General features: G+C 44.3%; 27 protein-coding genes. 20 read left to right on the top strand and 7 right to left on the bottom strand.

Annotated features, from left to right (window positions below):
- Nucleotides 1-62 precede the first annotated feature (62 nt).
- The 4 genes from A3IK_RS0105985 (at nt 63) to A3IK_RS0106000 (ending at nt 3,732) form a co-directional block, all read left to right on the top strand.
- Nucleotides 63-950: a phosphoribosylaminoimidazolesuccinocarboxamide synthase gene (locus tag A3IK_RS0105985; protein ID WP_020559071.1), complete on the top strand. Its 888-nt coding sequence runs from the start codon at nt 63-65 to the stop codon at nt 948-950.
- A 28-nt stretch (nt 951-978) separates the two neighbouring features.
- Entirely contained in the window at nt 979-1,995 is a 1,017-nt protein-coding gene (locus tag A3IK_RS0105990) for an NAD-dependent epimerase (RefSeq protein ID WP_020559072.1), read from the top strand.
- 27 nt (nt 1,996-2,022) lie between these two features.
- A complete protein-coding gene (locus A3IK_RS0105995; RefSeq protein ID WP_020559073.1) occupies nt 2,023-3,090 on the top strand; it encodes a type II secretion system protein N in 1,068 nt (355 codons plus the stop codon).
- A 75-nt stretch (nt 3,091-3,165) separates the two neighbouring features.
- A complete protein-coding gene (locus A3IK_RS0106000; protein WP_020559074.1) occupies nt 3,166-3,732 on the top strand; it encodes a protoglobin domain-containing protein in 567 nt (188 codons plus the stop codon).
- Here A3IK_RS0106000 and A3IK_RS0106005 read toward each other — a convergent pair.
- From A3IK_RS0106005 to A3IK_RS0106020, 4 genes are all read right to left on the bottom strand, one after another.
- Entirely contained in the window at nt 3,729-5,942 is a 2,214-nt protein-coding gene (locus A3IK_RS0106005; RefSeq protein ID WP_020559075.1) for a RelA/SpoT family protein, read from the bottom strand. The genes A3IK_RS0106000 and A3IK_RS0106005 overlap by 4 nt on opposite strands.
- A gap of 93 nt (nt 5,943-6,035) precedes the next feature.
- Nucleotides 6,036-6,719 (bottom strand): HAD family hydrolase, encoded by a 684-nt coding sequence (locus A3IK_RS0106010; protein WP_020559076.1) that lies wholly within the window; start codon nt 6,717-6,719, stop codon nt 6,036-6,038.
- A 105-nt stretch (nt 6,720-6,824) separates the two neighbouring features.
- Nucleotides 6,825-7,397, bottom strand: a complete 573-nt coding sequence (locus tag A3IK_RS0106015; protein WP_020559077.1) for a PIN domain-containing protein — start codon at nt 7,395-7,397, stop codon at nt 6,825-6,827.
- Between the two features lie 4 nt (nt 7,398-7,401).
- Nucleotides 7,402-7,848, bottom strand: coding sequence for a helix-turn-helix domain-containing protein (locus A3IK_RS0106020; protein ID WP_020559078.1), 447 nt, complete (start codon nt 7,846-7,848; stop codon nt 7,402-7,404).
- Nucleotides 7,849-8,062: 214 nt separating this feature from the next.
- On the opposite strand from A3IK_RS0106020, the gene A3IK_RS0106025 reads away from it, so the two are divergent.
- From A3IK_RS0106025 to A3IK_RS0106070, 10 genes are all read left to right on the top strand, one after another.
- On the top strand, nt 8,063-8,869 hold the full coding sequence (locus tag A3IK_RS0106025; protein ID WP_020559079.1) for a lipase family alpha/beta hydrolase: 807 nt from the start codon (nt 8,063-8,065) through the stop codon (nt 8,867-8,869).
- A 92-nt stretch (nt 8,870-8,961) separates the two neighbouring features.
- Nucleotides 8,962-9,609, top strand: a complete 648-nt coding sequence (locus A3IK_RS0106030) for a hypothetical protein (RefSeq protein ID WP_020559080.1) — start codon at nt 8,962-8,964, stop codon at nt 9,607-9,609.
- A gap of 91 nt (nt 9,610-9,700) precedes the next feature.
- The gene (locus A3IK_RS0106035) at nt 9,701-10,579 is read left to right on the top strand and encodes an energy transducer TonB (RefSeq protein WP_020559081.1); all 879 of its coding nucleotides are present in this window, start codon (nt 9,701-9,703) and stop codon (nt 10,577-10,579) included.
- Nucleotide 10,580: 1 nt separating this feature from the next.
- Nucleotides 10,581-11,144 (top strand): YqgE/AlgH family protein, encoded by a 564-nt coding sequence (locus tag A3IK_RS0106040; RefSeq protein ID WP_020559082.1) that lies wholly within the window; start codon nt 10,581-10,583, stop codon nt 11,142-11,144.
- Nucleotides 11,144-11,581 (top strand): Holliday junction resolvase RuvX, encoded by a 438-nt coding sequence (ruvX, locus tag A3IK_RS0106045; RefSeq protein ID WP_020559083.1) that lies wholly within the window; start codon nt 11,144-11,146, stop codon nt 11,579-11,581. Before A3IK_RS0106040 ends, ruvX begins: the two co-directional genes overlap by 1 nt.
- On the top strand, nt 11,565-12,074 hold the full coding sequence (gene pyrR / locus A3IK_RS0106050; RefSeq protein WP_020559084.1) for a bifunctional pyr operon transcriptional regulator/uracil phosphoribosyltransferase PyrR: 510 nt from the start codon (nt 11,565-11,567) through the stop codon (nt 12,072-12,074). Before ruvX ends, pyrR begins: the two co-directional genes overlap by 17 nt.
- Before the next feature lie 137 nt (nt 12,075-12,211).
- Entirely contained in the window at nt 12,212-13,201 is a 990-nt protein-coding gene (locus A3IK_RS0106055; RefSeq protein WP_040848775.1) for an aspartate carbamoyltransferase catalytic subunit, read from the top strand.
- Nucleotides 13,198-14,466 (top strand): dihydroorotase, encoded by a 1,269-nt coding sequence (locus A3IK_RS0106060; protein WP_020559086.1) that lies wholly within the window; start codon nt 13,198-13,200, stop codon nt 14,464-14,466. Before A3IK_RS0106055 ends, A3IK_RS0106060 begins: the two co-directional genes overlap by 4 nt.
- 16 nt (nt 14,467-14,482) lie before the next feature.
- Nucleotides 14,483-14,944: a tRNA (uridine(34)/cytosine(34)/5-carboxymethylaminomethyluridine(34)-2'-O)-methyltransferase TrmL gene (gene trmL / locus A3IK_RS0106065; RefSeq protein ID WP_020559087.1), complete on the top strand. Its 462-nt coding sequence runs from the start codon at nt 14,483-14,485 to the stop codon at nt 14,942-14,944.
- Complete coding sequence (locus A3IK_RS0106070; RefSeq protein WP_020559088.1) at nt 14,944-15,873, top strand: bifunctional riboflavin kinase/FAD synthetase; 930 nt, start codon at nt 14,944-14,946, stop codon at nt 15,871-15,873. The genes trmL and A3IK_RS0106070 overlap by 1 nt, the downstream gene beginning before the upstream one ends.
- A 36-nt stretch (nt 15,874-15,909) precedes the next feature.
- Here A3IK_RS0106070 and A3IK_RS0106075 read toward each other — a convergent pair whose 3' ends face one another.
- A complete protein-coding gene (locus A3IK_RS0106075; RefSeq protein WP_020559089.1) occupies nt 15,910-16,923 on the bottom strand; it encodes a class 1 fructose-bisphosphatase in 1,014 nt (337 codons plus the stop codon).
- Nucleotides 16,924-17,479: 556 nt separating this feature from the next.
- Here A3IK_RS0106075 and A3IK_RS0106080 point away from each other — a divergent pair.
- The 6 genes from A3IK_RS0106080 (at nt 17,480) to A3IK_RS0106105 (ending at nt 22,328) form a co-directional block, all read left to right on the top strand.
- On the top strand, nt 17,480-18,088 hold the full coding sequence (locus A3IK_RS0106080; protein ID WP_020559090.1) for a sigma-70 family RNA polymerase sigma factor: 609 nt from the start codon (nt 17,480-17,482) through the stop codon (nt 18,086-18,088).
- 22 nt (nt 18,089-18,110) lie between these two features.
- Nucleotides 18,111-18,923, top strand: a complete 813-nt coding sequence (locus tag A3IK_RS0106085; RefSeq protein ID WP_020559091.1) for a hypothetical protein — start codon at nt 18,111-18,113, stop codon at nt 18,921-18,923.
- Entirely contained in the window at nt 18,920-20,170 is a 1,251-nt protein-coding gene (locus tag A3IK_RS0106090; protein ID WP_020559092.1) for a S8 family serine peptidase, read from the top strand. Before A3IK_RS0106085 ends, A3IK_RS0106090 begins: the two co-directional genes overlap by 4 nt.
- 83 nt (nt 20,171-20,253) lie before the next feature.
- Nucleotides 20,254-20,751 carry a disulfide bond formation protein B gene (locus tag A3IK_RS0106095; protein WP_020559093.1) on the top strand — a complete coding sequence of 166 codons (498 nt, stop codon included), beginning with the start codon at nt 20,254-20,256 and terminating at the stop codon, nt 20,749-20,751.
- Between the two features lie 226 nt (nt 20,752-20,977).
- Complete coding sequence (locus tag A3IK_RS0106100) at nt 20,978-21,724, top strand: hypothetical protein (RefSeq protein WP_020559094.1); 747 nt, start codon at nt 20,978-20,980, stop codon at nt 21,722-21,724.
- Nucleotides 21,725-21,773: 49 nt separating this feature from the next.
- Nucleotides 21,774-22,328, top strand: coding sequence for a DUF924 family protein (locus tag A3IK_RS0106105; protein ID WP_110690333.1), 555 nt, complete (start codon nt 21,774-21,776; stop codon nt 22,326-22,328).
- Here the strand turns inward: A3IK_RS0106105 and A3IK_RS0106110 are convergent.
- Together A3IK_RS0106110 and A3IK_RS0106115 are read right to left on the bottom strand one after the other, a co-directional pair.
- Nucleotides 22,325-23,329 (bottom strand): ion transporter, encoded by a 1,005-nt coding sequence (locus A3IK_RS0106110; RefSeq protein WP_020559096.1) that lies wholly within the window; start codon nt 23,327-23,329, stop codon nt 22,325-22,327. The genes A3IK_RS0106105 and A3IK_RS0106110 overlap by 4 nt on opposite strands.
- A gap of 14 nt (nt 23,330-23,343) precedes the next feature.
- The gene (locus tag A3IK_RS0106115) at nt 23,344-24,207 is read right to left on the bottom strand and encodes a D-amino-acid transaminase (RefSeq protein WP_020559097.1); all 864 of its coding nucleotides are present in this window, start codon (nt 24,205-24,207) and stop codon (nt 23,344-23,346) included.
- Between the last annotated feature and the right edge of the window lie 43 nt (nt 24,208-24,250).

Raw genomic sequence — 24,250 nt, forward strand, 5'->3', positions numbered from 1 at the left:
TAAAAATCTGATATTATACCCTGATCCTGTGCGACGCACTATTTACCAGGTATTATCCCACTATGTCATCTGTTGTGTTTGAAACCCACTTAAATCATTTAGAACTGCTTGCACGTGGTAAAGTACGTGATATTTATGCCATTGATGCTGACAATATCTTGATTGTTACCACAGACCGCCTCTCAGCCTTTGACGTAGTGCTCCCTACTCCAATTCCGCAGAAAGGAATTATTCTGACTCAGGTCGCTAATTTTTGGTTTGATTACTTAAAAGAGGTGATCCCGAATCATTTCAGCACACTTACTTTAGACGATTTACCCCTAACTAGCACCGAGCGTCAGCTCCTAGACGGGCGCAGTATGTTAGTAAAGCGTCTTAAACCATTACCGGTTGAGGCTATTGTGCGGGGTTATTTAATTGGATCGGGCTGGAAAGACTATCAGGCGACCGGACAAGTCTGTGGGATTAAACTCCCTCAAGGCTTGCAATTAGCCGAGCAGCTACCCGAACCGATTTTCACCCCGTCGACTAAAGCGGAAGTGGGTGATCATGACATTAATATTAGTTTTGCACAGATGCAGCAACACATTGGGAGCGAGCTAGCCGAGCAAGTACGAGCGGTCAGTTTGCAACTTTATCAGCAAGCTGCTAGCTATGCGTTAAAGCGCGGTATTATTATAGCGGATACCAAATTTGAATTTGGCCTCGACCAACAGGGTAAGCTGGTGTTGATTGATGAAATTCTCACGCCTGACTCCTCCCGGTTTTGGCCTGTGGATCAGTATCAAGTAGGGATGAGTCCACCCTCCTTTGATAAGCAATATGTACGGGACTATTTAGAAACATTAACGTGGGGAAAAACAGCGCCAGGGCCTGAATTACCTGCTGATATCGCGCAAAAAACTGCCGAAAAATATCAGGAGGTGGCTACACGCCTAATACGCTCATAATAATTATATAGATGATAAAGGAATGGGTATGCACGTCCTAGTTACAGGAGCAGCGGGCTTTATTGGCATGCACGTCACCTTAGCATTGTTAAAACGCGGTGATAGTGTAGTGGGTTTGGATAATTTCAATGCCTACTATGAGGTAACACTTAAAGAAGCACGGCTTAAGGAAATTAATACTCACGATACTAAGCAACAGTTTCATTTGGTTAAACTGGACTTAGCAGATCGTCAGGGTATGGCTGAATTATTTAAGACTCATGCTTTTGATGCGGTAGTCCATTTAGCTGCTCAAGCGGGGGTACGTTATTCACTCGATAACCCTCTTGCTTATATTGATAGCAATATCACGGGCTTTGCTCATGTACTCGAAGGTTGTCGGCATAGCGGTGTTAAACATTTGGTTTATGCGTCTTCCAGCTCGGTCTATGGTCTTAATGAAAGCATGCCGTTTTCCGTCAGTGATAATGTAGACCATCCTATTTCACTCTATGCCGCCTCTAAAAAATCCAATGAACTCATGGCGCATAGCTACTCTCATCTATTTGGCTTGCCCACTACCGGACTACGCTTTTTTACCGTGTATGGCCCATGGGGGCGACCGGATATGTCACCGTTTAAATTTACGAAAGCGATTTTAGCGGGGCAGCCTATTGATGTGTATAACTATGGTAAACATAAACGCGATTTTACTTATATTGACGATATAGTGACCGGGATCATCCGTACTTTAGATCGTCCAGCCCAGTCTAATCCAAATTGGCAAGCAATAAACCCTGATCCAAGCAGTAGTCCTGCTCCTTGGAGGGTCTATAATATAGGGAATCAACAACCTGTAGAGTTGATGGATTATATTAGCGCCATTGAAACCCAACTAGGACACAAAGCGACTATTAATCTATTACCCCTACAACCGGGTGATGTACCCGATACCTATGCTGATGTTGAAGCACTGGTGGCTGATGTGGGTTATAGACCCGCTACTCATTTACAAACCGGTATTGCTCATTTTATTGAGTGGTATCGCCATTACTATCAAGTATAACCCCTGCTTGTTGTTGAGGTTTGCACTATGCAGAGCTTAAATCAAAGAACCTGGGTAGGTCGCCTATTAGACCGCATGCCCGATTATTTAACCCTCACCCTGATTGTGGTGTGTGGTTCCTTATTAGCCCGTTTAACATGGCTAATGTTTCCGGCAGACGCTGATCTTATAGCGTATAACCAAGCACAACAAGAGCTGGCTGATACCCCTAACCTACAAGTCATTCCCGCTAAAGCGCCTCAAGTGAATGAAGGTGATGAAATAGCACGCCAGAATTTATTTGGTCAGGTACAAGTAGCAACCTTGAAAACACCTGAACCTATGGCAGTTGCCGCTCCTATACCCGCAAAGCCACGAGAGCCGGTTGAACTGACCGGGGTATATGCTTTGCCTGGCAAAGAAGGTTTAGCCATTTTGCGTATCCGTGGGCAGCAAAAGGTGTTTAAGATTGATGAACCATTGGTCATTAAGATTAACAATCAAAATGTAGATATTGGAGCAGTATTACACAGTGTGTCCGATAAAGCCGCCGTGTTAGATTGGGGTGATAATAAAAAACAAACCTTAAGCTTAGAAACGAAAGACCAGCCTAGTAATGGGGCAGTCATTATGCCTGCTAGTGATCCAATGCCAGAGCCTGATCCCGCCTTTAGTAATGAGGCACCTATGTTTAATGATCCAATGCCTCAATCGCTGCCTGATCCCATTGATATGCCGCAACCTGAGGCACCTAAACAAGGGGATATTATTCCCCCCTCACCGGAAGATTTGCCTCCAGAACAACAACCGCTAAGTTTGGGGCAATTCAGAGAACAAGCATTAGCCGACAATAGTCGGCTTTTTGATTTAGTTACGGCCTCTCCTGCTAAAGTCAATGGGCAAATGCAAGGATTTCGCGTGAATCCCGGTAAAAATATGCAATTATTTCAAACGACCGGGCTAATAGCTGGCGATATCGTCACTGAAATTAACGGTATTCCCCTTAATAACATGAGTAGTGGTATAAAAGCGCTCAATACTATAACCAAAGCATCTAATGTAAGTCTCAAAGTTCTACGGGCTGGTACGGTGATCACCGTTGATCGTCAACTCTAATCATTTCCGCCTCTTACGCATTGCTTCGGTATAGTGCAGATTAAAATTTATCATGTTAGGAACAAAAGGTGAGGGATGGATCTCATTAAAATCAACCGCTATTGCAAGCAATTCTGTGATTTGACCTTAGAAAAGGAACAGTTAATTCAAACGATTGGCCCCGACTTACTACCCTATTTGCCTGCTATTACAGAGGCTTTCTATACACATTTACTCGCAATAGACGATGCCGTCGTTTTTCTAGAAGGGCGAGTCGACTCATTAAAGAAAACACATTTAGACTGGTTAAGTAGTTTATTTACTAAAAACCTTGATGATGACTTTGCTGCCCACCTATACCATGTTGGCGCGGTACATGTGCGGGTCGAGCTACCTGCCGACTTTGTGACTGGGGCTATTACCTTTTTACATCAAAAGCTTATTCATGTGGTTGTTTATTTATATGGTAATGATTCAGTTAAATTACTGAATGTATTACAAGCCATAAATAGTCTATTTGGCTATAACTTACAGCTTATGCAACTCTCCTATCAACAATCCATGGTCACTGCTGAGTTGGCACGTTTTTTAGACATTACTGGCATTAGCCATAAATTATTTTCCAATATGGTAGCCGCCTACGATAAACAAGCGACCACCTAAAGGTTACTTTTACGTTGTGCATCGGTTACCGCAGGGATTTGAATAAGTCGCTCCAGTACATCCGCCAATTGAGACGCATCATCGATTTGCACCGTTAAATCAATAATGACTAAATCATCCGGTATGGGTAAGGAGCGAGAATTGAGGCTTAATATCACAATATGTGCTCTAAATAATGCACTGGTGATATCACGTAGCAAACCATGCTCGTTATAACCTGACACCACAATATCAGCCACATACACACTGGCCTCGCCAACCCAGCTTACCTCAATCAAGCGAGCCTGCTGCTCAGTACCTAGACTGGTAATATTCGAGCAGCGGGTGCGATGCACTGAAATGCCTTTACCTTGGGTAATAAAACCAATAATCGTATCGCCATAGACCGGCTTACAACAGCGGGCAATTTGGGTAAACAGATCCTTCACCCCCGCCACCTCAATACCGCCGGGCACTCTAACGCTATCTTTAGGCGGGCGCACTTTGCGTAGTGTCATATCCCTTTCAGGAGAGCGGACTAAATGCTCGACTAACTGCTGAGTGCTAATCTCCCCCCGCCCTAAGGCAATTAAAAAATCACGCTCACTTTGCCGCCCAAAACTACGGTATAACTCTGCGGACTTAACCAGCGGTAGATTGAGAATATGTTTTTCATGCTCTAAAATCTCGATACCGGTAGTGCGATTTTTCTCATGATCTTGTTGGCGAAACCAATGATTAATTTTTTGACGAGTACGCGCTGATTTAGCATAACCTAAAGCAATATTAGTCCAATTCATCTTCGGACGGGCTTCTTTGCCGGTCAGAATCTCGACTTGTTGCCCGGTGGTTAGCTCATAATTCAGCGGGACAATATCACCATTAACTTTCGCCCCTAAACAGCGATGACCAATATCAGTGTGAATCGCATAAGCAAAATCTAACGGTGTCGCCCCTTTGGATAGCTCAATCACCTTACTTTTAGGGGTCATGACAAAGATGCTATTCGAGTAAACTTGATTATGAAAATCTTCTAATAGGTACTCATCATCCCCGCGATTGCGCTCTAATAATTCCTCTAAGGATTGGCGTAAACTATCCATCACCTGATGTTGTTTATTCTTGCCCCCCTCTTTGTAATTCCAATGCGACGCCACCCCCGACTCGGCGAAGTGGTGCATATCATAGGTACGGATCTGGATTTCAATATAATGATCTTTAGGCCCTAATACCACGGTATGAATAGACTGATAACCATTCGCTTTCCGATTGCTAATATAGTCATCATATTCTTCTTCTAAATAATTCCAAGTATCATGAATCAGGGATACCACTCGATAACAGGTATCCACAGTATCCACCATAATGCGAATCGCTCTGAGATCAAATAATTGATCCATATCGATTTTTTTACGCGTCATTTTGCGCCAAATACTATAGATATGCTTAGGGCGCCCATAGACGCTGGCCTCAATCTCCTCTTTATCCAACAACTCACGAATACATTGAATCACACTTTCAATATAATGCTCCCGCTCTAAACGTCTAAAAGCGAGCGCTTTGGCTATCCTTTTATAAATATCGGGCTGCTGAAAACGAAAGGCTAAATCTTCTAACTCCCATTTGATTTGGCTAATACCCAAACGGCTTGCTAGGGGTGCATACACTTCTAAGGTCTGACGAGCCACATTCATTTGCAGCTCACGCTCAGAAGAACATTGGGATAATAGGCGTAGATATTGTAATTGCCACGCTAGCTTAATCAGTACCACTCGTAGGTCTTTGACAATGGCTAAAATCATGCGCCGTAATTGCTCGCCATTACTATGTGGGGCATGTTTAGTTTTAGATTTCGCCGCAGGTTCGGGGTCAGGCGGGGTAAACTCGGTGATACGGGTGAAGTGCTGTAGGGTGCGAATATTGTCCACCATAATGGCAATTTGCACCCCAAACTGCTCATTAATCTCATGATGCTTTAGAAAGTTAAAATAATTATCCGCACATAAGGCAGCGATTAGAGTGGATTGATCAACCTCTAAATGGAGCAAGATTTCAGCCATTTCTAAGCCACTCGGCTCCAAAGGTGAGCTTAAATCCAGCGGTTTAGTCAGGAGCTGATCCACTAAGTGACGAATTCGCAGCTCATCTTGATCACGCCCCGAAGTCCAAAATAACTGTACCCATGAATCTAGAGTATGTGCACTAGGATCAGTCAGCCGACTATGCTGCATAGATAAACCCTCCTAGAAAATAGTGATGTCGAATAGTAGCCTAGCTTGTTCAAATTGTTGTGATTAAAGCAGCTAAAGCGGGTTATTATTAATTTATAAGGTTTTAAGCGCTGATACCAATTCAGCAAAGTGGCGTATGGTAATATCCGGTTGAATCGTTGTTGGGGTTTGCTGTTGAGCCTGTTGTAGCCAAATGGCTCGCATCCCCACCGCTTGTGCTCCCGCAATATCATTTTTTAAATCATCCCCCACATAAACCACCTGATCTGCTGTTAGCCTAGCACTCTGTAAAGCCTGCTGAAAAATGGCTGGATGAGGTTTAGCTACCCCTATCGTGCTAGCACTGTGTACAAAAGAAAATAGCCCACCGACGCCAAGATAATGTACATCAGCATTGCCATTACTAATAACACCAAGCTGATACTCTTGAGCGAGTAGTCTTAAAGTACTCAATACTCCCTCAAACCACTGCACCTGATGGCGTGCTAACCAAAACACCATAAAAGCCATATCCACTAAAGCCCTCGAATATCCAGCCTCATCTGCTAAGTAGGCTAGCCAATGCTTACGCAAGACGGTGAGATTATAGTGTAATTCGGGATATTGGCTCATGAAATTAATTCGGTGCTGAATCAAGTCTGCCAATGTATAGCGCTCGGTAATATGGGGGTAATGTACACTAAGCCAATTGTATGTGGCGATTTCTGCATTACGAATCAAGGACTCACCTTCCCACAAGGTATCATCCAGATCAAATACCACACATTGAATCGGCATACTCTATCCTTGAGATTAGTCTGATTGCTATTTTTTAGCACCGCTCTGTTAAGATTATGAATAGATTATAACGGAGAAATATTTCAATACTAAGACAAGCTAAGCTTAAAGTAGCTCTTTATTTTTTCTTAGAAAGTTCACAGTAAGCGGTAATTGCTGAGCTAGTAAAGTATCCAAATAGTCATCCACTAGCTTTGGTGGGTTTTTGAGCCTAGCTCGACAGCGATGAGCAGCCAACAGTACCGTTTCAGGTGTTAAATCAATTAAATCACGTATAAATTCATCAGGATGCTGTGCCCATAGATCAAACTCACTCAGGTAATCCTGCGGAAAATCTTTAAGGTTAAAGGTTACAATTACCTCAGCTTGCCCCTTAATTGCAGCAGCTACTACATGCCTATCATCAGCATCCGGTAAAGTTAAACCGTCTATCAGTGACTCATAACCTGTTACTAAAGCATCCATAACAGCTCTATTCATCATAGAAGCTGTTTTCTCTAATAGCTCTTGGTTTAAGTCTGGGCGATTTTTAATTAAGTTTCTAATCCATTCATCCTGAATCTGTGCCGACCAACGGGCACGAAAAGTATTTGTTAAAGCAAGCTGCATCAGCAAATCACGCAATGGGGCGGGATAAAGCACACAAGCGTCATAGATAACCGTAAAATTTGCTGACATTGAGTTAATACCCCATATCCAAATTTTGTGCCTCAGCCGCTAACTCATCTAGTAATTGTTTACTCTCCTCATCACGCTTTTTCTTATAGTCCATTAAATCTTTTAGTAAGACTTTACGCCTTACACCCACCTTGTGATAGGGTAGCTGGCCTTGCTCTAGCAGTTGTACCAGATAAGGGCGTGATACATTGAGTAAGTTTGCAGCCTCTTGGGTCGTTAGCTCCTTGTTAATGGGAACAATAGAGATAGCCTCACCCTGCGACATGGCATCTAAGATTTCCACTAAGAAATGAATAGCCCTAATAGGTACTTGTAACTCTTTATCACCATCATACAGGCGCAGCTCTGCGTCCTCACCTTTACCTAGTAAAGCAACTAACTGCCGACGACTTTGAGCTGCTTTTTCGGCTTCCTCTTTTGTAGGTACTTGATAATTAAAAGCTAAAGACATAATAGATATCTCCTTTGAATTGAAGAAACTCCTTTTCTTATTAATGTTATGTTCATGTTGAATAGATCTAAGTGTAGTACAGTTTACATCTAAACGAAATAAACGAAACCAACACTCAAAGTATTAAGTGATATACCTGACAAACGGTTGAAGATGACAAAAATTTGCTTCTTGATCTATGCTTTTTTACTGGAGGATTATTCAAAGGTTAATCATGAAACTATTTCAATTATTATTAATAATGTTCTGCCTGCTGTGGGGTATTGAGGCTAATGCTAAAACTATCGTACTGATTCACGGTTTTCAAGCCAAAGGCATGGACTGGCGCACTAATCGTGTGGCTCAAGGCTTACAAGCAACGGGCTGGATCGATGGGGGACATTGGCAACCCACTCCGCGTGGCTTATGGAATCCCACCCAGCTCCCCAAGCGCCCGAAGGATGTATTTTATACCATTGACTTACCCTCTACCGCGTTGATTGAGGTTCAAGCCCAATGGCTAGATAAATACTTGGCTACTATCTATCAACAGCGCGGGGAACCCTTAGAGCTAGTCGCCCACTCAGCCGGAGGGGTGGTCGCCCGTTATTGGCTCTTAGCTAAACGTCCTATTCCTATTAATACCTTAATGACTATTGCTAGCCCACACGTCGGAACCCCAGTCTCTAATCTTATTACCGATATAATGGCAACCCCATGGGGGCGTCTAGCGGATGATTTAGGATTGCGGCCTTTATATGACGCGTCTAGTACCCTATTGCAACAGCTCAGAGAAGAGCGTCCGGGCAATTTTATGTATTGGCTAAATCATCAAGCCCATCCTAGAATACGCTATATTTCGGTAGTACGTGATAATGAGCGCCCTAGTCAATTTGATTTTATCGTGCCCTTTTTCAGTCAAAATATGAATAATGTCTATGCGCTGCATGGACGATCTGAGGTATGGGCGAGCAAAGGTAATCACTTTTTGCGTCAAAATGACGGCTTTGTGATTAATCAAGTGCTCCGTACACCGTTCTAGCAACCTTATTTTTATGGCTCTATCTAGCCCCATTCAGGGAGCTTGCTATAATCCGTTGGTATTAAAACAAATGACTTTAGGGGTTCAACAATATGTTTGAAAAATGGCCTGTAGCAGTAATCATAGCCGTAGTACTGGCCTTTGCATTTCTATTTTGGTTAGTAGAATACAAAGGTATTGTGCCATCTGAGGTTGGTTTTGGTAGTGCTAAAGTCAAATTCACAGAAACCCAAACCAAAGAACCTGAGCCGTCGGCTCCCGCTAATACCAATACGGCAAATACGACTACACCAGAAACCTCTGCCACTAAACCCAGCCAACCAGCCGCACAAAGCGCCCTTCATAAACCCGAAGCGACACCGGATCACCCCACCGCTACGACTCAGAATACGCCACCAAAACCTGCGGGTCTCAGCGCACGCCAAGCCATGACCAAATATTTTCAGTATCTTCAAGATGGTCAATACCCTGCTGCTCATACCCTATTTAAAGTGCAAGAAAATGGTACTAAACAAACCCTTGAAGAGTTTGAAACCTTTTGGAAAGCGATACCCGATTTTAAGTGGACTATTACCAAAGACTACGAAAGTGGTAATTTTGCGTGGGTCGATTTAACCCTCCATCACTCCAGTTTTCCCAAACCACAGCTATGGAAATACTCCTTTAGACGCAGCACGCAAGTCCCGGAGCTTAAACCTTTTGGGTATTGGGGGGTCAGTAATATTGAGAGCATTAAGTGACACTGTCCCTAGGGTGGTGTTAAGATGGATGCACAGGGTCGGCACGCTATAACGTGATATAATAATTTTAAGCCAGCAGTTGATTAGCACTATGGATACTACGTTTGGATATTCTTCACCATTACACTCACCACTCATTAAGACTTTACCGGTAGCTATATTGCTACATGTATTAGTGTTATTTGGAGTTACCTTTGTACCGGACTATATCCCTAATGTGCGTTCAGCACCTACGTTAGATATTACCTTAGTACAAACTCATAGCGAGCAAGCCCCCGATCAAGTAAAGTTCTTAGCTCAAGCCAATCAAGAAGCCAGCGGTTCAACCGATCAGGATCATCGTCCTACCAGCCCACTCGCGGCGCTACAAGTAGAACCTACCGAGGGGATTGCCCCCTTAAAATCTACGGCGAGTGCGCCCGATGTATTTCCTAAATTACAGCCCCAAATTTTGACCACTAAAGGTGAAACCTATGAACATGTGGACAAATCCCCTGAGCTGCAAGAGGATGAGTTAGAAAAACCCATTGATGAAGAGCGGGCAGATCAAACCGCTGAAATCGCGCAATTACTCGCTGAAATGGACGAAGAAGAGGCGCGTTATGCTCGCCGTCCACGGGTACATTTTATTGATGCGGTCAGTGCTAAAAGTGTGATCGAAGCACAATATATTGATGAGTGGGTTCAAAAAATCGAACGGGTAGGTAATATTAACTTTCCAGAAGAGGCGATTAAGCGCCACTTAAATGGTAAATTGATTTTAAATACCACTTTAGACCATAACGGCAATGTAGTGAGTGTGCATGTTGATGTATCATCAGGGTTTGATGTGTTGGATAGAGCAGCAGTGCGTATTGTGGAATTAGCCTCCCCCTATCCCCCTTTGCCAATGCCCATTCGCGAAAAGTGGGATCAGCTCAATATTACTCGTACTTGGTTATTTAAAAGTGGGACAATTAATACTGAATAATATGGATTCAATACCAACCTTCCGTAATCAATTACTTATCGCTATGCCTGCGATGCGTGATCCCCAGTTTACGCATACCGTGACACTCGTTTGTCAGCATGACGAAGAGGGTGCCTTTGGCTTAACTATTAATCGCCCCACGGACTTAAAACTGCAGGCCTTAATGCAGCAATTAGATATTGAGCTAGAGGATGAACAGCTACAAAAACAATTAGTGCTCAGTGGAGGACCTGTGCAAACCGAACAAGGTTTTGTCTTGCATGACTCCCATCATCCTTGGGAAAGTACTATGCGGGTTGCAGATGATCTCTTTATCACCTCCTCCAAAGATATTTTAGTGGATATTGCCAAAGGCCAAGGCCCTGAGTACTTTTTATTAGTATTAGGCTGCTCTGGTTGGGAAGCCGGTCAATTAGAACAAGAAATCAAAGATAATGTGTGGCTCACCTGTCCGGCTACCCATGAATTGATTTTCACTATGCCCTATCCGCATCGTTGGCGCGGTGCAGCGGCGACTTTAGGGGTAGATGTTAATTTACTGGGTGTCACCGCAGGTCACGCCTAATGATGATCGTATTAGGCTTTGATTATGGTAAAAATCGCACCGGTGTTGCGCTAGCCAATACTCTGACTGGTCTTGCTACCCCATTAGGCATACTCTATGCCCAAAAAGGGGAGCCTGATTGGATAGGCATTCAAAACCATATTGAAACATGGAAACCTAGCCTATTAGTGGTGGGTATGCCACAGAAATTGGATGGCTCGGACAGTGCCATGAAAGAGGCTATCCTCTTATTTGCTAAGCGCTTGGAGCGTAAAACTCAGTTACCGGTGCAGCTCGCCAATGAGCAACTCACCTCCCAAGAAGCGAATCAGCGCCTGATTTCAGCCCGTCAAGCCGGGCGTAAGCGCAAAATTCGTAAAGAGGAAATCGATCAGTTAGCGGCTGCGATTATTTTAGAGAATTGGATGCTGGAGACTTCCTATGGTCAAAACGTATGATCTACAGGCTTTATTAGCTCAACTAGAACAACAGCTAAGAAGCTATATTCAAGAGCATCAATTAGATAATCCCGTACTAGTGGGTATTCATACCTCTGGAGTGTGGTTGGCTCAGGAGTTATACCAGCGCCTCGGCTTGCCAGAAATACCCGGACAATTAGATGTGAGTTTTTACCGTGATGATTTACAGCTCTCTGGTTTACCAAAAATCAAACAACCCTCACGCATGCCAATTCAGATCGATGATCGCAATATATTGTTAGTAGATGATATTTTATATAGCGGACGTACTGTGCGGGCGGCGATGAATGAATTATTTGATTATGGACGTCCGAAAACGATTACCCTAGTCGTATTAGTCTCACGTGGCGGGCGTGAGCTGCCTATTGAGGCGCAGGTGTGTGCCCTACACGAAGAACCGGGGCTGGATAAGGTCTATGTGATTGAAGGGCCGGAGCCTTTACATATGACCCTAGTAGATCGTACTGCCTAAACTATATTCAGCGCGGTAATTCCACCGTTTTCAAGGGTTATTTAGGGAAAATTCGCCTTAGATACTGATTAAGTATTTATCCCCCCCCCGCAAAAGAGTAACATGGCGCGAATTTAACTAGATTGCTCTGATTGCTGATGTATAAGCATCTTACTCCCGGTGCGCTACCGTCCTCTATGCAACTATCAAACGATGGTCGCTTACGCCATTTTCTCACTATTGAAGGATTGTCTCCCTTATTATTAGAGGAAATCCTTGATCGTGCGGAACAATTCCTCTCCTTACCTGAAAAGCAGCAGAAAAAAGCCCCCTTACTGCGCGGTAAGACGGTGATGAATCTGTTTTTTGAAAATTCTACCCGTACCCGTGTGACCTTTGAGATTGCGGCTCAACGCCTTGGTGCTGATGTGACGAGTTTAGATATTCGTACTTCATCGGCCTCTAAAGGCGAGACCTTACTCGATACCATACGCAACCTTGAGGCCATGAATGCCGATATGTTTGTGGTCAGACACGAGCATGCGGGTGCCGCGCACTTTATTGCCCGTTATGCCGCTCCTCATGTCAGCGTCTTAAATGCGGGGGATGGACGTCATGCCCACCCTACTCAGGCGATGCTAGATATGTTTACCATCCGCAAGCATAAGGGCGAATTTCCTCCCTTAAAGGTCGCGATAGTGGGTGATATTCTCCACTCGCGAGTGGCTCGCTCGAATATTCATGCCTTAAATACGCTGAGCACAGGTGAAGTGCGGGTCATTGCGCCTAAAACACTCTTACCCTTTGATGTAGAAAAAATGGGCGTTAAGGTTTATACCGATATGGATGAAGGGTTGCGGGATGTGGATGTTGTTATTATGCTCCGCCTGCAACGTGAGCGCATGGGAAGTGCTTTATTACCGTCTGAACGTGAGTTTTTTAGGCTTTATGGTTTAACTGAAAAGCGTTTAGAACTTACCAAACTGGATGCCATTGTCATGCACCCAGGGCCGATTAATCGTGGGATAGAAATTGCTAGCAGTGTTGCCGATGGGCCTCGTTCGGTGATTCTACAGCAGGTTACTAATGGTATTGCAGTACGTATGGCGGTGATGGCAATGATTATGGGTTCGGGAGGTATGGCATGAAAACCGTCATTCATAATGCACGCTTATTAGGATGTACTACTAAAGCCGCTGGTTATATCAATAGCTTAGGTATCATTGAGGATAAGATTGCCTTTATAGGTGAAGAGCCACAGGGATTTAATGCCGAGCAGTCTATTGATGCAAAGGGTTTAATGCTAATGCCCGGTTGCGTGGATTTAGCGGCTTGGCTACGTGAACCCAGTTTGGACTCACTGACTAGTGAAACCTATGCAGCACTTGCCAGCGGCATTACTACCCTCACCTATCAACCTGAGCAGGCAGCGATGGTGGGGAATTCGGCGCAATTTAATCTGATTCAAGATATTAATCAGGCTCTAGGTCATGCCCATATTCGCGTATTGGGTAATCTCACACTTGATCTACAGGGCGAACGCCTTAGTAATATGGGCAGCCTCAAGCGTGCGGGTTGTGTTGGTGTCACTAATGGCTGGCAACCGCTCCAAAGTTTGCGGGTACAACGCTTAGCAATGGAATATGCCTCTACCCATAATATTACCGTCTTTATCTATCCTCTAGAGCTAGCTTTAGCCGCAGGAGGCGTAGTCCACGAGGGTGCTGTAGCGAGTCGTTTAGGTTTTGCCGCGATTCCTTCTGCCGCTGAAACGGTTGCTATTGCCCAAACGCTGGCTTTGATTGAAATGACGGGCACCCGTGTACATTTTTGCCGCCTCTCGACAGAGGGCAGTGTACGCCTGATTCGCCAAGCCAAAGCACAGGGTTTGCCCGTGACTGCTGATGTGGCAGCTCATCAATTATTTCTCACCGAAATGGATATTGCAGACTTTAATCCCCTTTGCCATGTGCGCCCGCCCCTACGCGCGGAACGGGATCGTGAAGCACTGATTCAAGGCTTGGCTGATAATACCATTGATGCCATTTGCTCGGATCACCAACCACATGAAATTGATGCTAAGTTAGCCCCCTTCCAACAGACTGAACCCGGTATTTCTGCCTTAGAAACCTTATTACCCTTAACCCTACGTTTGGTCGAACAAGGGTATTTATCCTTAGAGCAAGCGATTGCTAAAGTCACCTCTGCACCGGCTAGGATCATTAATGACCCAGCAGGTAAATTGCAGGTGGGTGCTCCAGCCGATCTAGTCATCTTAGATCCAGATTATTTATGGACTTTAGAACTAGACTCTATGCTCAGCCAAGGTAAAAACACGCCCTTTGCGGGTTGGAGCTTTAATGGCAAAGTGACTCAGGCGTGGCTAAGTGGACGCCCTATTTATCGTATGTAACAGAATTTAAAATAATATGTTTGAAGTAGCCCTTTACGAGCCAGAAATTCCACCTAATACTGGCAATATTATGCGTTTATGTGCCAATACAGGTTGTGTGCTCCACCTTATTCATCCCTTAGGTTTTCAATTAGATGAAAAGCGTTTGCGACGAGCAGGGATGGATTATCGTGATTTAGCGGTAGTAAAAGAGCATGAAAGTTTTGCCGCCTTTGCTCAGCATGTGGCTAATAAACGTCTCTTTGCACTGACCACTAAAGCACAGCGCTCTTACACGGAAGTGACCTTTGAACCAGAGGATATTTTTCTCTTTGGGCCGGAAACACGGGGGTTGCCTGAACCCATTTTAGCCGCCTTGGGAGAGCAGTGTATACGCTTGCCTATGTTGCCAGAAAGTCGGAGTTTGAACCTATCCAATACCGCTGCCATTGTGGTATATGAGGCGCTACGCCAACAACAGTTTCAAGGTTTAAGCTAATGCGATTAGTGCGCCATCTGACAGATTTCAACGTTGCTAGCCCTAGTGCTGCAACCATTGGCAATTTTGATGGCGTACACCTTGGGCATCAGCAAGTCATTCAACATGTGATTCAACAAGCTAAGCAACGTGGACTAGTCTCGACCGTGATTAGTTTTGAACCACTCCCTGCTGAGTATTTTCGCAAACCGCCGCCTAATCGTATTTATCCCTTACGCGATAAAGTGCGCTGTCTACGCCGTGAGCAGTTTGAATACTTTGTATGCCTACGCTTTAATGAGGCACTAGCTACTATGCCTGCTGAGGCTTTTGTAGAGCAAATTCTAATCAATCAGTTGCAAGTGCAGTATTTAGTCGTGGGTGATGATTTTCGCTTTGGTGCTGGGCGCAAGGGTGATTATCAATTATTACAGGACATGGGGCAGCATCATGGTATGCAAGTCCTCGATACGCCTACTGTATTAACGGGTACGCAACGCATTAGCAGCTCGCTAATTCGTGAATACCTGGCGCAAGCACAGTTGACTGCGGCTAATACTTTATTAGGTAGACCCTATCAACTGTCAGGACGAGTATCCGGCGGACGACGCTTAGGACGCACCCTTGGCTTTCCGACCCTCAATTTAACTATGCCTGATAATCTCGCCTTACGGCGGGGTGTCTATGTGGTGAAAGTTCATGGGTTAGGTACTAAGCCTTATTATGGAGTCGCTAACTTAGGACAACGTCCGACAGTGGGTGGTGAAAATTTGCGTTTTGAGGTACACGTCTTTGACTTTGATCAGACTGTTTATGGGCAACTGATTCAAGTAGAACCTTTATATTTCCTACGCGATGAACAGAAATTTGCTTCCCTTGATGCACTCAAGGCTCAAATTCAACAGGATAGCCATCAGGCGCGACACTTATTACAAGAGCAGTCACATTAAAAATAATGCCACCACTCTAGCTGAACCCATCAATACTTAGCTCTTGTGATAACTATTAACCCGCTCTACTTCATTTTTCGAGCCTAGAATCACCGGCACCCGTTGATGTAGTGACTTAGGGATAATATCTAGAATGCGCTCATACCCTGTTACTGCAAGGCCACCGGCTTGCTCTACAATCATACTCATGGGATTAGCCTCATAGAGTAGACGTAGTTTGCCCTCTGTACCTGCTTTCTTCATTCTCGCATCGATGGGATACATAAAAATTCCTCCGCGTGTCAGAATTCTATGTACATCCGCCACCATTGACCCCACCCAACGCATATTAAAATCCACACCGCGCACGCCTTCTTTACCCGCTATGCATTCGTCAATATAGCGCTGTATGGGAGCCTCCCAAAAGCGTTGGTTAGACATATTAATAGCAAACTCGCAAGTATCAACGGGGATCTGCACATTTTCTTGCGTGAGAATAAAAGAGCCAGATTCACGATCTAGGGTAAACATGGTCACGCCATACCCGGTCGTCAACACTAATATGGTGGACGGGCCATAGATGCAGTATCCCGCCGCAATTTGCTTCACACCCGCTTTACAAAAATCCTCCGCCGCTGGATTCTTTACCCCTTCAGGTGCTCTTAAGATGGAGAAAATCGTGCCAATAGACACATTCACATCCATATTAGAAGAGCCATCTAGGGGGTCAAAGGTAACTAAGTAACTCCCGCGAATTTTATTGTCGGGTAGATGATAAACCTCATCCATCTCCTCAGAAGCGAGCGCTGCCACATGACCATTGTTTTGTAGTGCTTCAATAAAGACGTTGTTTGTAATCACGTCCATCTTTTTTTGCTCTTCGCCTTGGACATTGGCAGAGCCAGCAGAGCCTAAAATACCCACTAAATTACCTTTGCGGGTCAGGCTAGAAATCTTTTTACAGGCAACGGCGATATCATTTAATAAGGCGGTAAACTCGCCACTCGCTTGATCTGTCTTGCGTTGTTCTTCAATAATATACTGGGTGAGCGTAATACCAATTTCATACATAGCAATCTTCCAAAAAAGGACTTAAACACTAGGATTGTGCTATACCATACGATAATTGGTTGTATCGGACTAGTTTGCTGGTAATAATAGAGGCTAAGTTATTAAGATGATATAGACCAAAAAAAACGGGTTGCACCTTGATGCAGACCCGTTAGACTTGCGAGGGAGTATTATAATTTTCTTAATAACTAGTTTGAGTGTGTAGTGTCAGTTTAAAGTTGGCGACGAAGGCCGCCTATCGAATTGAGCCACTAAACTAGAATTCATTAACTAAACTAGTTTGGTTAACCCCATTCGATGACTGTAGGTCGTAGCCATTTTTAACTTGGTTCAAACAGATTAGAAATTTTCCAAAAAATTTTGCATCTATCAGTAAAGTCAGCGTGCTGGGGTAGGTAAGTGCTGTATTAACGCTATATTTGTTTAATATGTGCCACGAAAGAGAAGGGAATGATCCATTGTGGTTCACAGTAAAGCTACCTAGACATTTTATAAAAATGTTTATAAATGGTATCAAAATATTCAAACCTATCGATAGTTTGAGGCGACATATCCTATGACTGGTTTCTCAAAATATGGGGTGGACGTTACTGAGGTAACTAAACCGGCAGATGACGACATACTATTAGCACAGGTTGCCCTAGGTGACCGAGATGCTTTTAGTAAATTATACCTTAAGTATCAACCCCGCCTGGTGAGTTATTGCGCACGGTTATTAAATGATGATCTAGCACAAGCTGCTGATATTGTGGATGAGGCCATGTTTGATGTATGGCGCTCTGCTGGCAGGTTTGAAGGGAAATCGAAGCCCTCTACATGGATTTATTCGATTACTCGTAATAAGTTAATTTCGTGGTTGCGGAAAACGTCTGAAGTGACATTAGGGGATGATGAATCACTTTTGGCGATGATTGATCCGGCTGACTCTCTCGAGGATGAGCTAGAGATGTCGGATATGAAGCAACAGCTAGTCCGTTTAATGTCACAACTGACTACTGAACACCGTGAGGTGCTGCGTTTAACTTATTTTGAAGATAAATCTGTCAAAGAAGTAGCCTTGTTACTGGGGATTTCTGAAAACACAGTCAAAACTCGTATGTTTTATGCCCGTAAACGCTTGGCACAATTGCTTGAAAAAGCGGGGATTGTCGAGTTTGACTTTTAATCTAAAGAGCGATTGATGAGCTATGAGTCGAAACAATGAAGCCTTGCTTGAAGAGGCACGCCTCTTGTTACCATGGTATTTGACAGGTCAGTTATCAACAGCAGAACAAGAACTGGTTGAGAACGCATTAGGTCAATACCCTAATTTACAAGACGAATTACGTCACGAGGAACAAATTAAAAAGTTAGTTTGTCAGGACGCACAGTTATTGGAGTTATCCGCTTTGGATACTACTCCACAACGCCTTGATAACTTACTACGACTGATTGAGCGCGAGGAAGAGCAAAAGGAGTCATTATCTAATGCTGCTAATGTTCATCTAGCTCGCCCTGTTGCTGCTCCTGCAAAACCTAAAGCTAGCCAACCAAGCCGTTGGAAAGCATGGCTGCAAGATTTATTGGATGCCGAGTGGTTAACACCTGCGAATGCAGTATTGGCTGGGTTATTGATTTGTCAGGTAGGGGTGGGACTTGCCTATGTAAGTTATACGGCATCACCAAAACCAGGCGAGGGTATATATGTGCCAGCTAGCTTTTGCGAGATGGAAAATGTCTCTATTAAGCTCGCTCCGAATGAACAGCTCGCCTTTGCCCAATTTAATGAGTCAGCAACAGTAGGAGAAGTGACACGCTTCCTAGAAAAGAACAAGATGAGTCTATTACATGATTCACCTGCTAATGTTCCGAATATGTTTGTCCTTAGATTTCAAACCAATCTAACTGACTATGAGCAAATAGCCAATTATCTCACGCAAACTCAACATAACTCTGCTAAGGTTATTAGTATATTAGCTAGAACAACCCCAGAAGAAGTGTGTGATAAACAGCCATTATGAAGTATATTCAAACAGGTTTGATCTGCTGCCTAGTCCTACTATCCGCTTGTGCTAGTACGGATGGCACTCGTTATGCTGCCGTTAAAACGGTGCAGACTAATCCTGCCTGTCATATTAGTTCCGCTTGGTGCGTGGGTAACTATGCTTACCACCCCATTCGTCCTACTCATTATGTCAAAGACGAGGTATTACTCGTTTATGACCGGCGAGTTGATGGGCGAGCGGCAGAGCATCTATTAAAAACCTATAAACTACGCCCCAAAAACCGCGCTTTATTAGCTTCTGCTGGGTTAAACCTGATCACTGCCAACACAGGGGGACAAGACCCCTTAGAATTGAAAAAGGCTATTAATTACGCACAAAAGAGTATAAAAGCTCAAACTAATAATTATTATTATACAGGGTCGATTCCTACTCCTTTAGTCACAAGCACCGGTTATCCTTTTTCACTAACTGGTGTTGAAGCGGCTTACCCTTTTACCAAAGGCAAAGGGGTCAAAATTGGTATGGTCGACACATCCGTCGATATTTTCCATGAGTCGCTGCGGGGTAAAGATATTACTTGGCCAGACTCCATGAAAAATGACCCTAGAGCCTCTCAGCATGGTACTGAAATTGCCGGAACTATTATCAGTAATAATCCCAAAGTTGGGATTGCACCAGAGGCTTCCTTATATGTCGCCCCTGCCTTTGGTAAATCTGATAATAAAGGTACTGCAGCCGATATAGCTAAGGCCATTGAAGATTGTATTAGAGAAAAAGTAGACATTCTGAATTTGAGCTTTGCGGGTGAGCGAGATGAGCTAGTAGACACGATGGTTGAGCAAGCACTACGCAATAAAATCATTGTAGTAGCCTCAGCAGGTAATAATGGCCCTGAGGCCAAACCTGTTTACCCTGCTGCTTTGCCAGGTGTGATCGCTGTTACTGCGATTGATAATAAGGAGCAAATCTTTTCCCGCGCCAATCGTGGTAGCTACATTGATTTAGCTGCTCCAGGGGTTGGAATTTTCACCACAGCTCCCCAAAGCTCCTATAAGCTTGCCACAGGTACTTCGATTGCTACGGCTCACGTATCAGGCCTGATTGCCTTACTGCTCTCTATGAAACGTGAAGGTCTCCTTAAAAAGGATTTTACCCCTGATATATTAACTAAATCGGCTATCGATTTAGGCCAAAATGGACGAGATAATGACTACGGATACGGCTTGGTCAATTTAAATAATGCGCTACAAAAGTTAAAATAACTTGGTTATAGAAAACTTATCATACTGAGCACAAAGTAGTGAGGGCTATACTACTCTCTATGCTCTTTGAGGAAATTAATCCAATGCGTATTTATTTTTTTGCTGTGTTTGTCTTTTGCCTACTTATGTTAGGTGCGGCTCTTTTCCTGCAGTTAGTGCTGAATCTAGCACCTTGTCCGTTGTGTGTATTGCAGCGCATGATATTGAGTGTTATTGCAGCACTCGCACTATTAGCCACTATCTTCACTACGCGTGAAGGTTGGTTGCCACGGTTTTGGAGCCTATTATTAGCACTAGGTGGGCTAGCTAGTGTAGGGGTCTCTATTTATCAAACATGGTTAGTCAGCCAACCGAAAGACTCAGGTGCCTCCTGTGGGCCTGGTCTAGAGGTCGCTCTGGATAAAATAGTAGAGTATTTACCTCAAGGCGAGTGGACCGAAATCATCTATCGTAGTACCGCCTCTTGTACCGATGGACTCAATACACTATTTGGTATTGAGGTAGCCATACTCACCTTACCCGTCTTTATCATCCTCGCGCTATTCTTATTATGGTTATTATTCAAGCGCTATGATGAGTAACATACTTAAGCGCAAATCCGCTTGAGTGTTAGATAGCAAAAGGTAGCCACAGTGCTACCTTTTTTGTTTTATTCCCTAGTTCTCATAGAGTTAGATAGGCTCAAAATATCACTCTACCTATCCGAGGTGGTGAGGATTTAAATGCTTAAGGAACTTTCTTCCCTCATCTTAAGACTATAAGATCACAGACTTATCCCCATTATCTTTGCTGTTAGGAGTCATAACTATGCTCAATTCCTCTTTATCTACACTGTTACTAGCTGGCTTATTAGTATCTGCAACTGGATCTATTGCCTATGCGGCTGAAGCAGATAACTGTACCTCCTCTTTTTATTGTTATGGCTCTGATGCAACACCTGCGGGTGCCACTCCAGTACGTATTGTGGTAGAAGGCTCTGATAATCAGGGTACTTTAATTGAAAATGTACGCCGTGATGTCGTAGCAGCTCCTGCCCGCCCCCTTGCTCCTTTGCCTTCGGTGCTGACTAACGCGCCTACAGCCACACCGACTCGCGTAGTTGCGAACCCAACTGTGAACCCAACTACACGTCCCTCCGTGCTCACTAGTGTTGCACCAACAACACCCACCCGCCCCGTTATTAATCTAGCCACTCGCCCCTCAATTCTCACAAGTAATACCGTAATACCTGCCCGCTCTAACCGTCTTACTCTCCCTGCCGTATTAGATGCTAATCCAATACCTGCAGCTCCAGTACCTCGTATTGCGCCCCCTGCTCGTCCACGTGCTCAACTAAGTCCTCGTACTGCTCCTATCGCTACACGTCCAGCCCGTAGAGCCGAGACCACTATTAGTAGTATTGATAGCTGTGGCGCATTAATTGACAAAGCCAGCAAAGCAGAGAGCCAAGGGGTCGTATTTGCTAAAAATGGTCAAACGACTCAGTCACGCCAGTCCTTCCAAGCGGCGGCTAATTTCCGCTCACAGGCTAAAAATTTAAATTGCAGCGTATAAGCGCTTAGTTCACAGTAGTCGCTCTATTAGCACTACTGTGAAACGCTTTATGACAATGACAACAACACCTCAGACTATTATTCATTTTTGGTACACACCGCCGCTTTCTGAGCACTGGTTTAACTCCACACCAGAGATAGATGCCTTAATTCGCGCTCACTATGAGGAGGTTTGGCAACAAGCCGCCGCTGGGCAATTAGATAGTTGGCGCGATACGCCAGAGGGCTGCTTAGCCTTATGTATTATTCTGGATCAATTTCCATTGAATATGTTTCGTGGACAAGCGAAAAGCTTTGCTACTGAACAGCAGGCGGTGCAAGTCACTAAACATGCACTAGCACAACAGTTTGATGAGCAACTCACCGCTGAACAGCGCATCTTTCTCTATATGCCTTTGATGCACAGTGAGCACCTTGCCGATCAAGCGCTGTCAGTACAATGCTTTGCTCGCACGGGTTTAGATGGCAATCTACACTTTGCTAAACATCATCAAGCGATTGTAGAACGCTTTGGACGGTTTCCACATCGCAACGCTATTTTAGGTAGAACAAACACCCCCGCAGAACTAGACTACCTAAACTCACCCGAAGCCTTTAAGGGTTAAGGTTCGTGCTCATAAGCATGGACTTGAGCCTGTCCGGCATGATGTTGTACCCGTAGACTTTTATGACAATGGGGGCATTCGTGCAACGTGGCTAGGCGCATTTCTTGTTGAATTTCGCGCATTACACTTCGAGCATCGGCATGGCTAACCCCTAACTCATGACGCTGTTGTTCTAAATGGGCTAAAGCCGACGCACTTAAATGCCCCAAATTATAAGCACTATAGACAGCTAGACGGAAGGCTTCCCGCCGCCGATTGAGTTCATTAATCAAGCCAGAACTCAAAATGGCAGCGGGCAAGGAGGCAACGGCTATACCGCCGATAACCAGCAACCCTGCAAATACCTTACCCATATTGGTCATAGGTACAGCATCACCATACCCAATAGTCGTGAGTGTAACGACTGACCACCATAAGGCACGCGGAATACTGCCAAATTCTTGAGGTTGAGTATCACCCTCTAACATATACATGCCCGTTGCCGAGATCAGAATCAGCACCACTAGCACCAATAAGGCTGACAACATGGTTTCAGCCTCTTGGCGAATCAGGGTCGCCAATAAGTTCATCGCGCGTGAATAACGGGTGAGCTTCAGAATCCGCAGCAGACGAATACTCCGCAACATTCTTAAGTCAACCACACCCACAAATAAACCTATATAGGCCGGTAAAATCGCCACTAGATCAATCAGAGCCATAGGACTTAATATATAATGCAAGCGTTTACGCCATGCAGAGCCGCTATAGCGTGAATCTTCGACACTCACCCACACTCGTATCAGATACTCTAAGGTAAATAAACCAACTGAGATAATTTCAAATAGAATGAAATAACGCTGATAATGGGCATAAAAGTCTGCTTCTGACTCTAAAATAACCGCAATAACGGTTAACAAAATCATAAACCCTAAAAAACTATTGAGCAGCCCACTAGTCCAGCCAGCACGAGGTTGCTCAAGTGCTTGATAAAACCAATGCCGTAACTGTGCAACCTCAACCATGCTTGATGACTCTCCTAAAGCGCTGTTTCTAGAGCCTTCTCAATATAAATCGCTCTTAAACGTTGGGTGATCATACCGGGTTTACCCGTGCCTATGTTATGCCCATCGATTGCAATCACAGGCAAGGCAAAGGTAGCGGCACTACTAATAAAAGCCTCTTGTGCTTGATAGGCCTCCTCTGGTGTAAAAGGACGCTCCTCAACCACTAAATTCAGCTCATGAGCAATCTGTAATAGGCTCGCGCGGGTAATGCCATGCAAAATTTCATTACTAAGCTGACGAGTAATTAGCTTATTTTCTTTGACAATAAAGGCATTATTAGACGTCCCCTCGGTAATAAAACCCTTCTCCACCATCCATGCTTCATCCATGCCCGCATCCAGCGCTTGTTGTTTTGCCAAAGACTGCGCGAGTAAGGCGGTAGTTTTAATATCACGACGCTGCCAACGAATATCAGGTACTAAAAGGACTTTCAGCCCGCGCGTTGCTACAGGATTATTAATCAGCTCCTTTGCCATGCTAAACAGAATCACACTAGGGGCTAGGCCTTGTGGTACGGCAAAATCTCGCTGTGGTGTTACCCCGCGCGTAATTTGGGTATAGACCATGCCTTGATCCAATTGATTACGCTGTACAATTTCACGCTGTAACTCTAATAGTGCCGTATGTGTCATAGGCATTGCCATACCCAATTCACGTAAAGAACGTTCTAGGCGCTGACCATGCGCGGCTGTTTCTAGCAGCTTACCCTGCAAAACCGCATTGACCTCATACACACTATCGGCGAATAACAAGCCACGATCAAAAATGGAAATAGTAGCCTGACTTTCTGGTAAAAAATGCCCATTAACATAAACAATACGCTCAGGATTTAACATAGTTTTAGTTCCTTAATAGTTATAAATTGCCTGCGAATATGGC

The sequence above is a fragment of the Thiofilum flexile DSM 14609 genome, assembly GCF_000380185.1.
Lineage (GTDB): Bacteria > Pseudomonadota > Gammaproteobacteria > Thiotrichales > Thiotrichaceae > Thiofilum > Thiofilum flexile.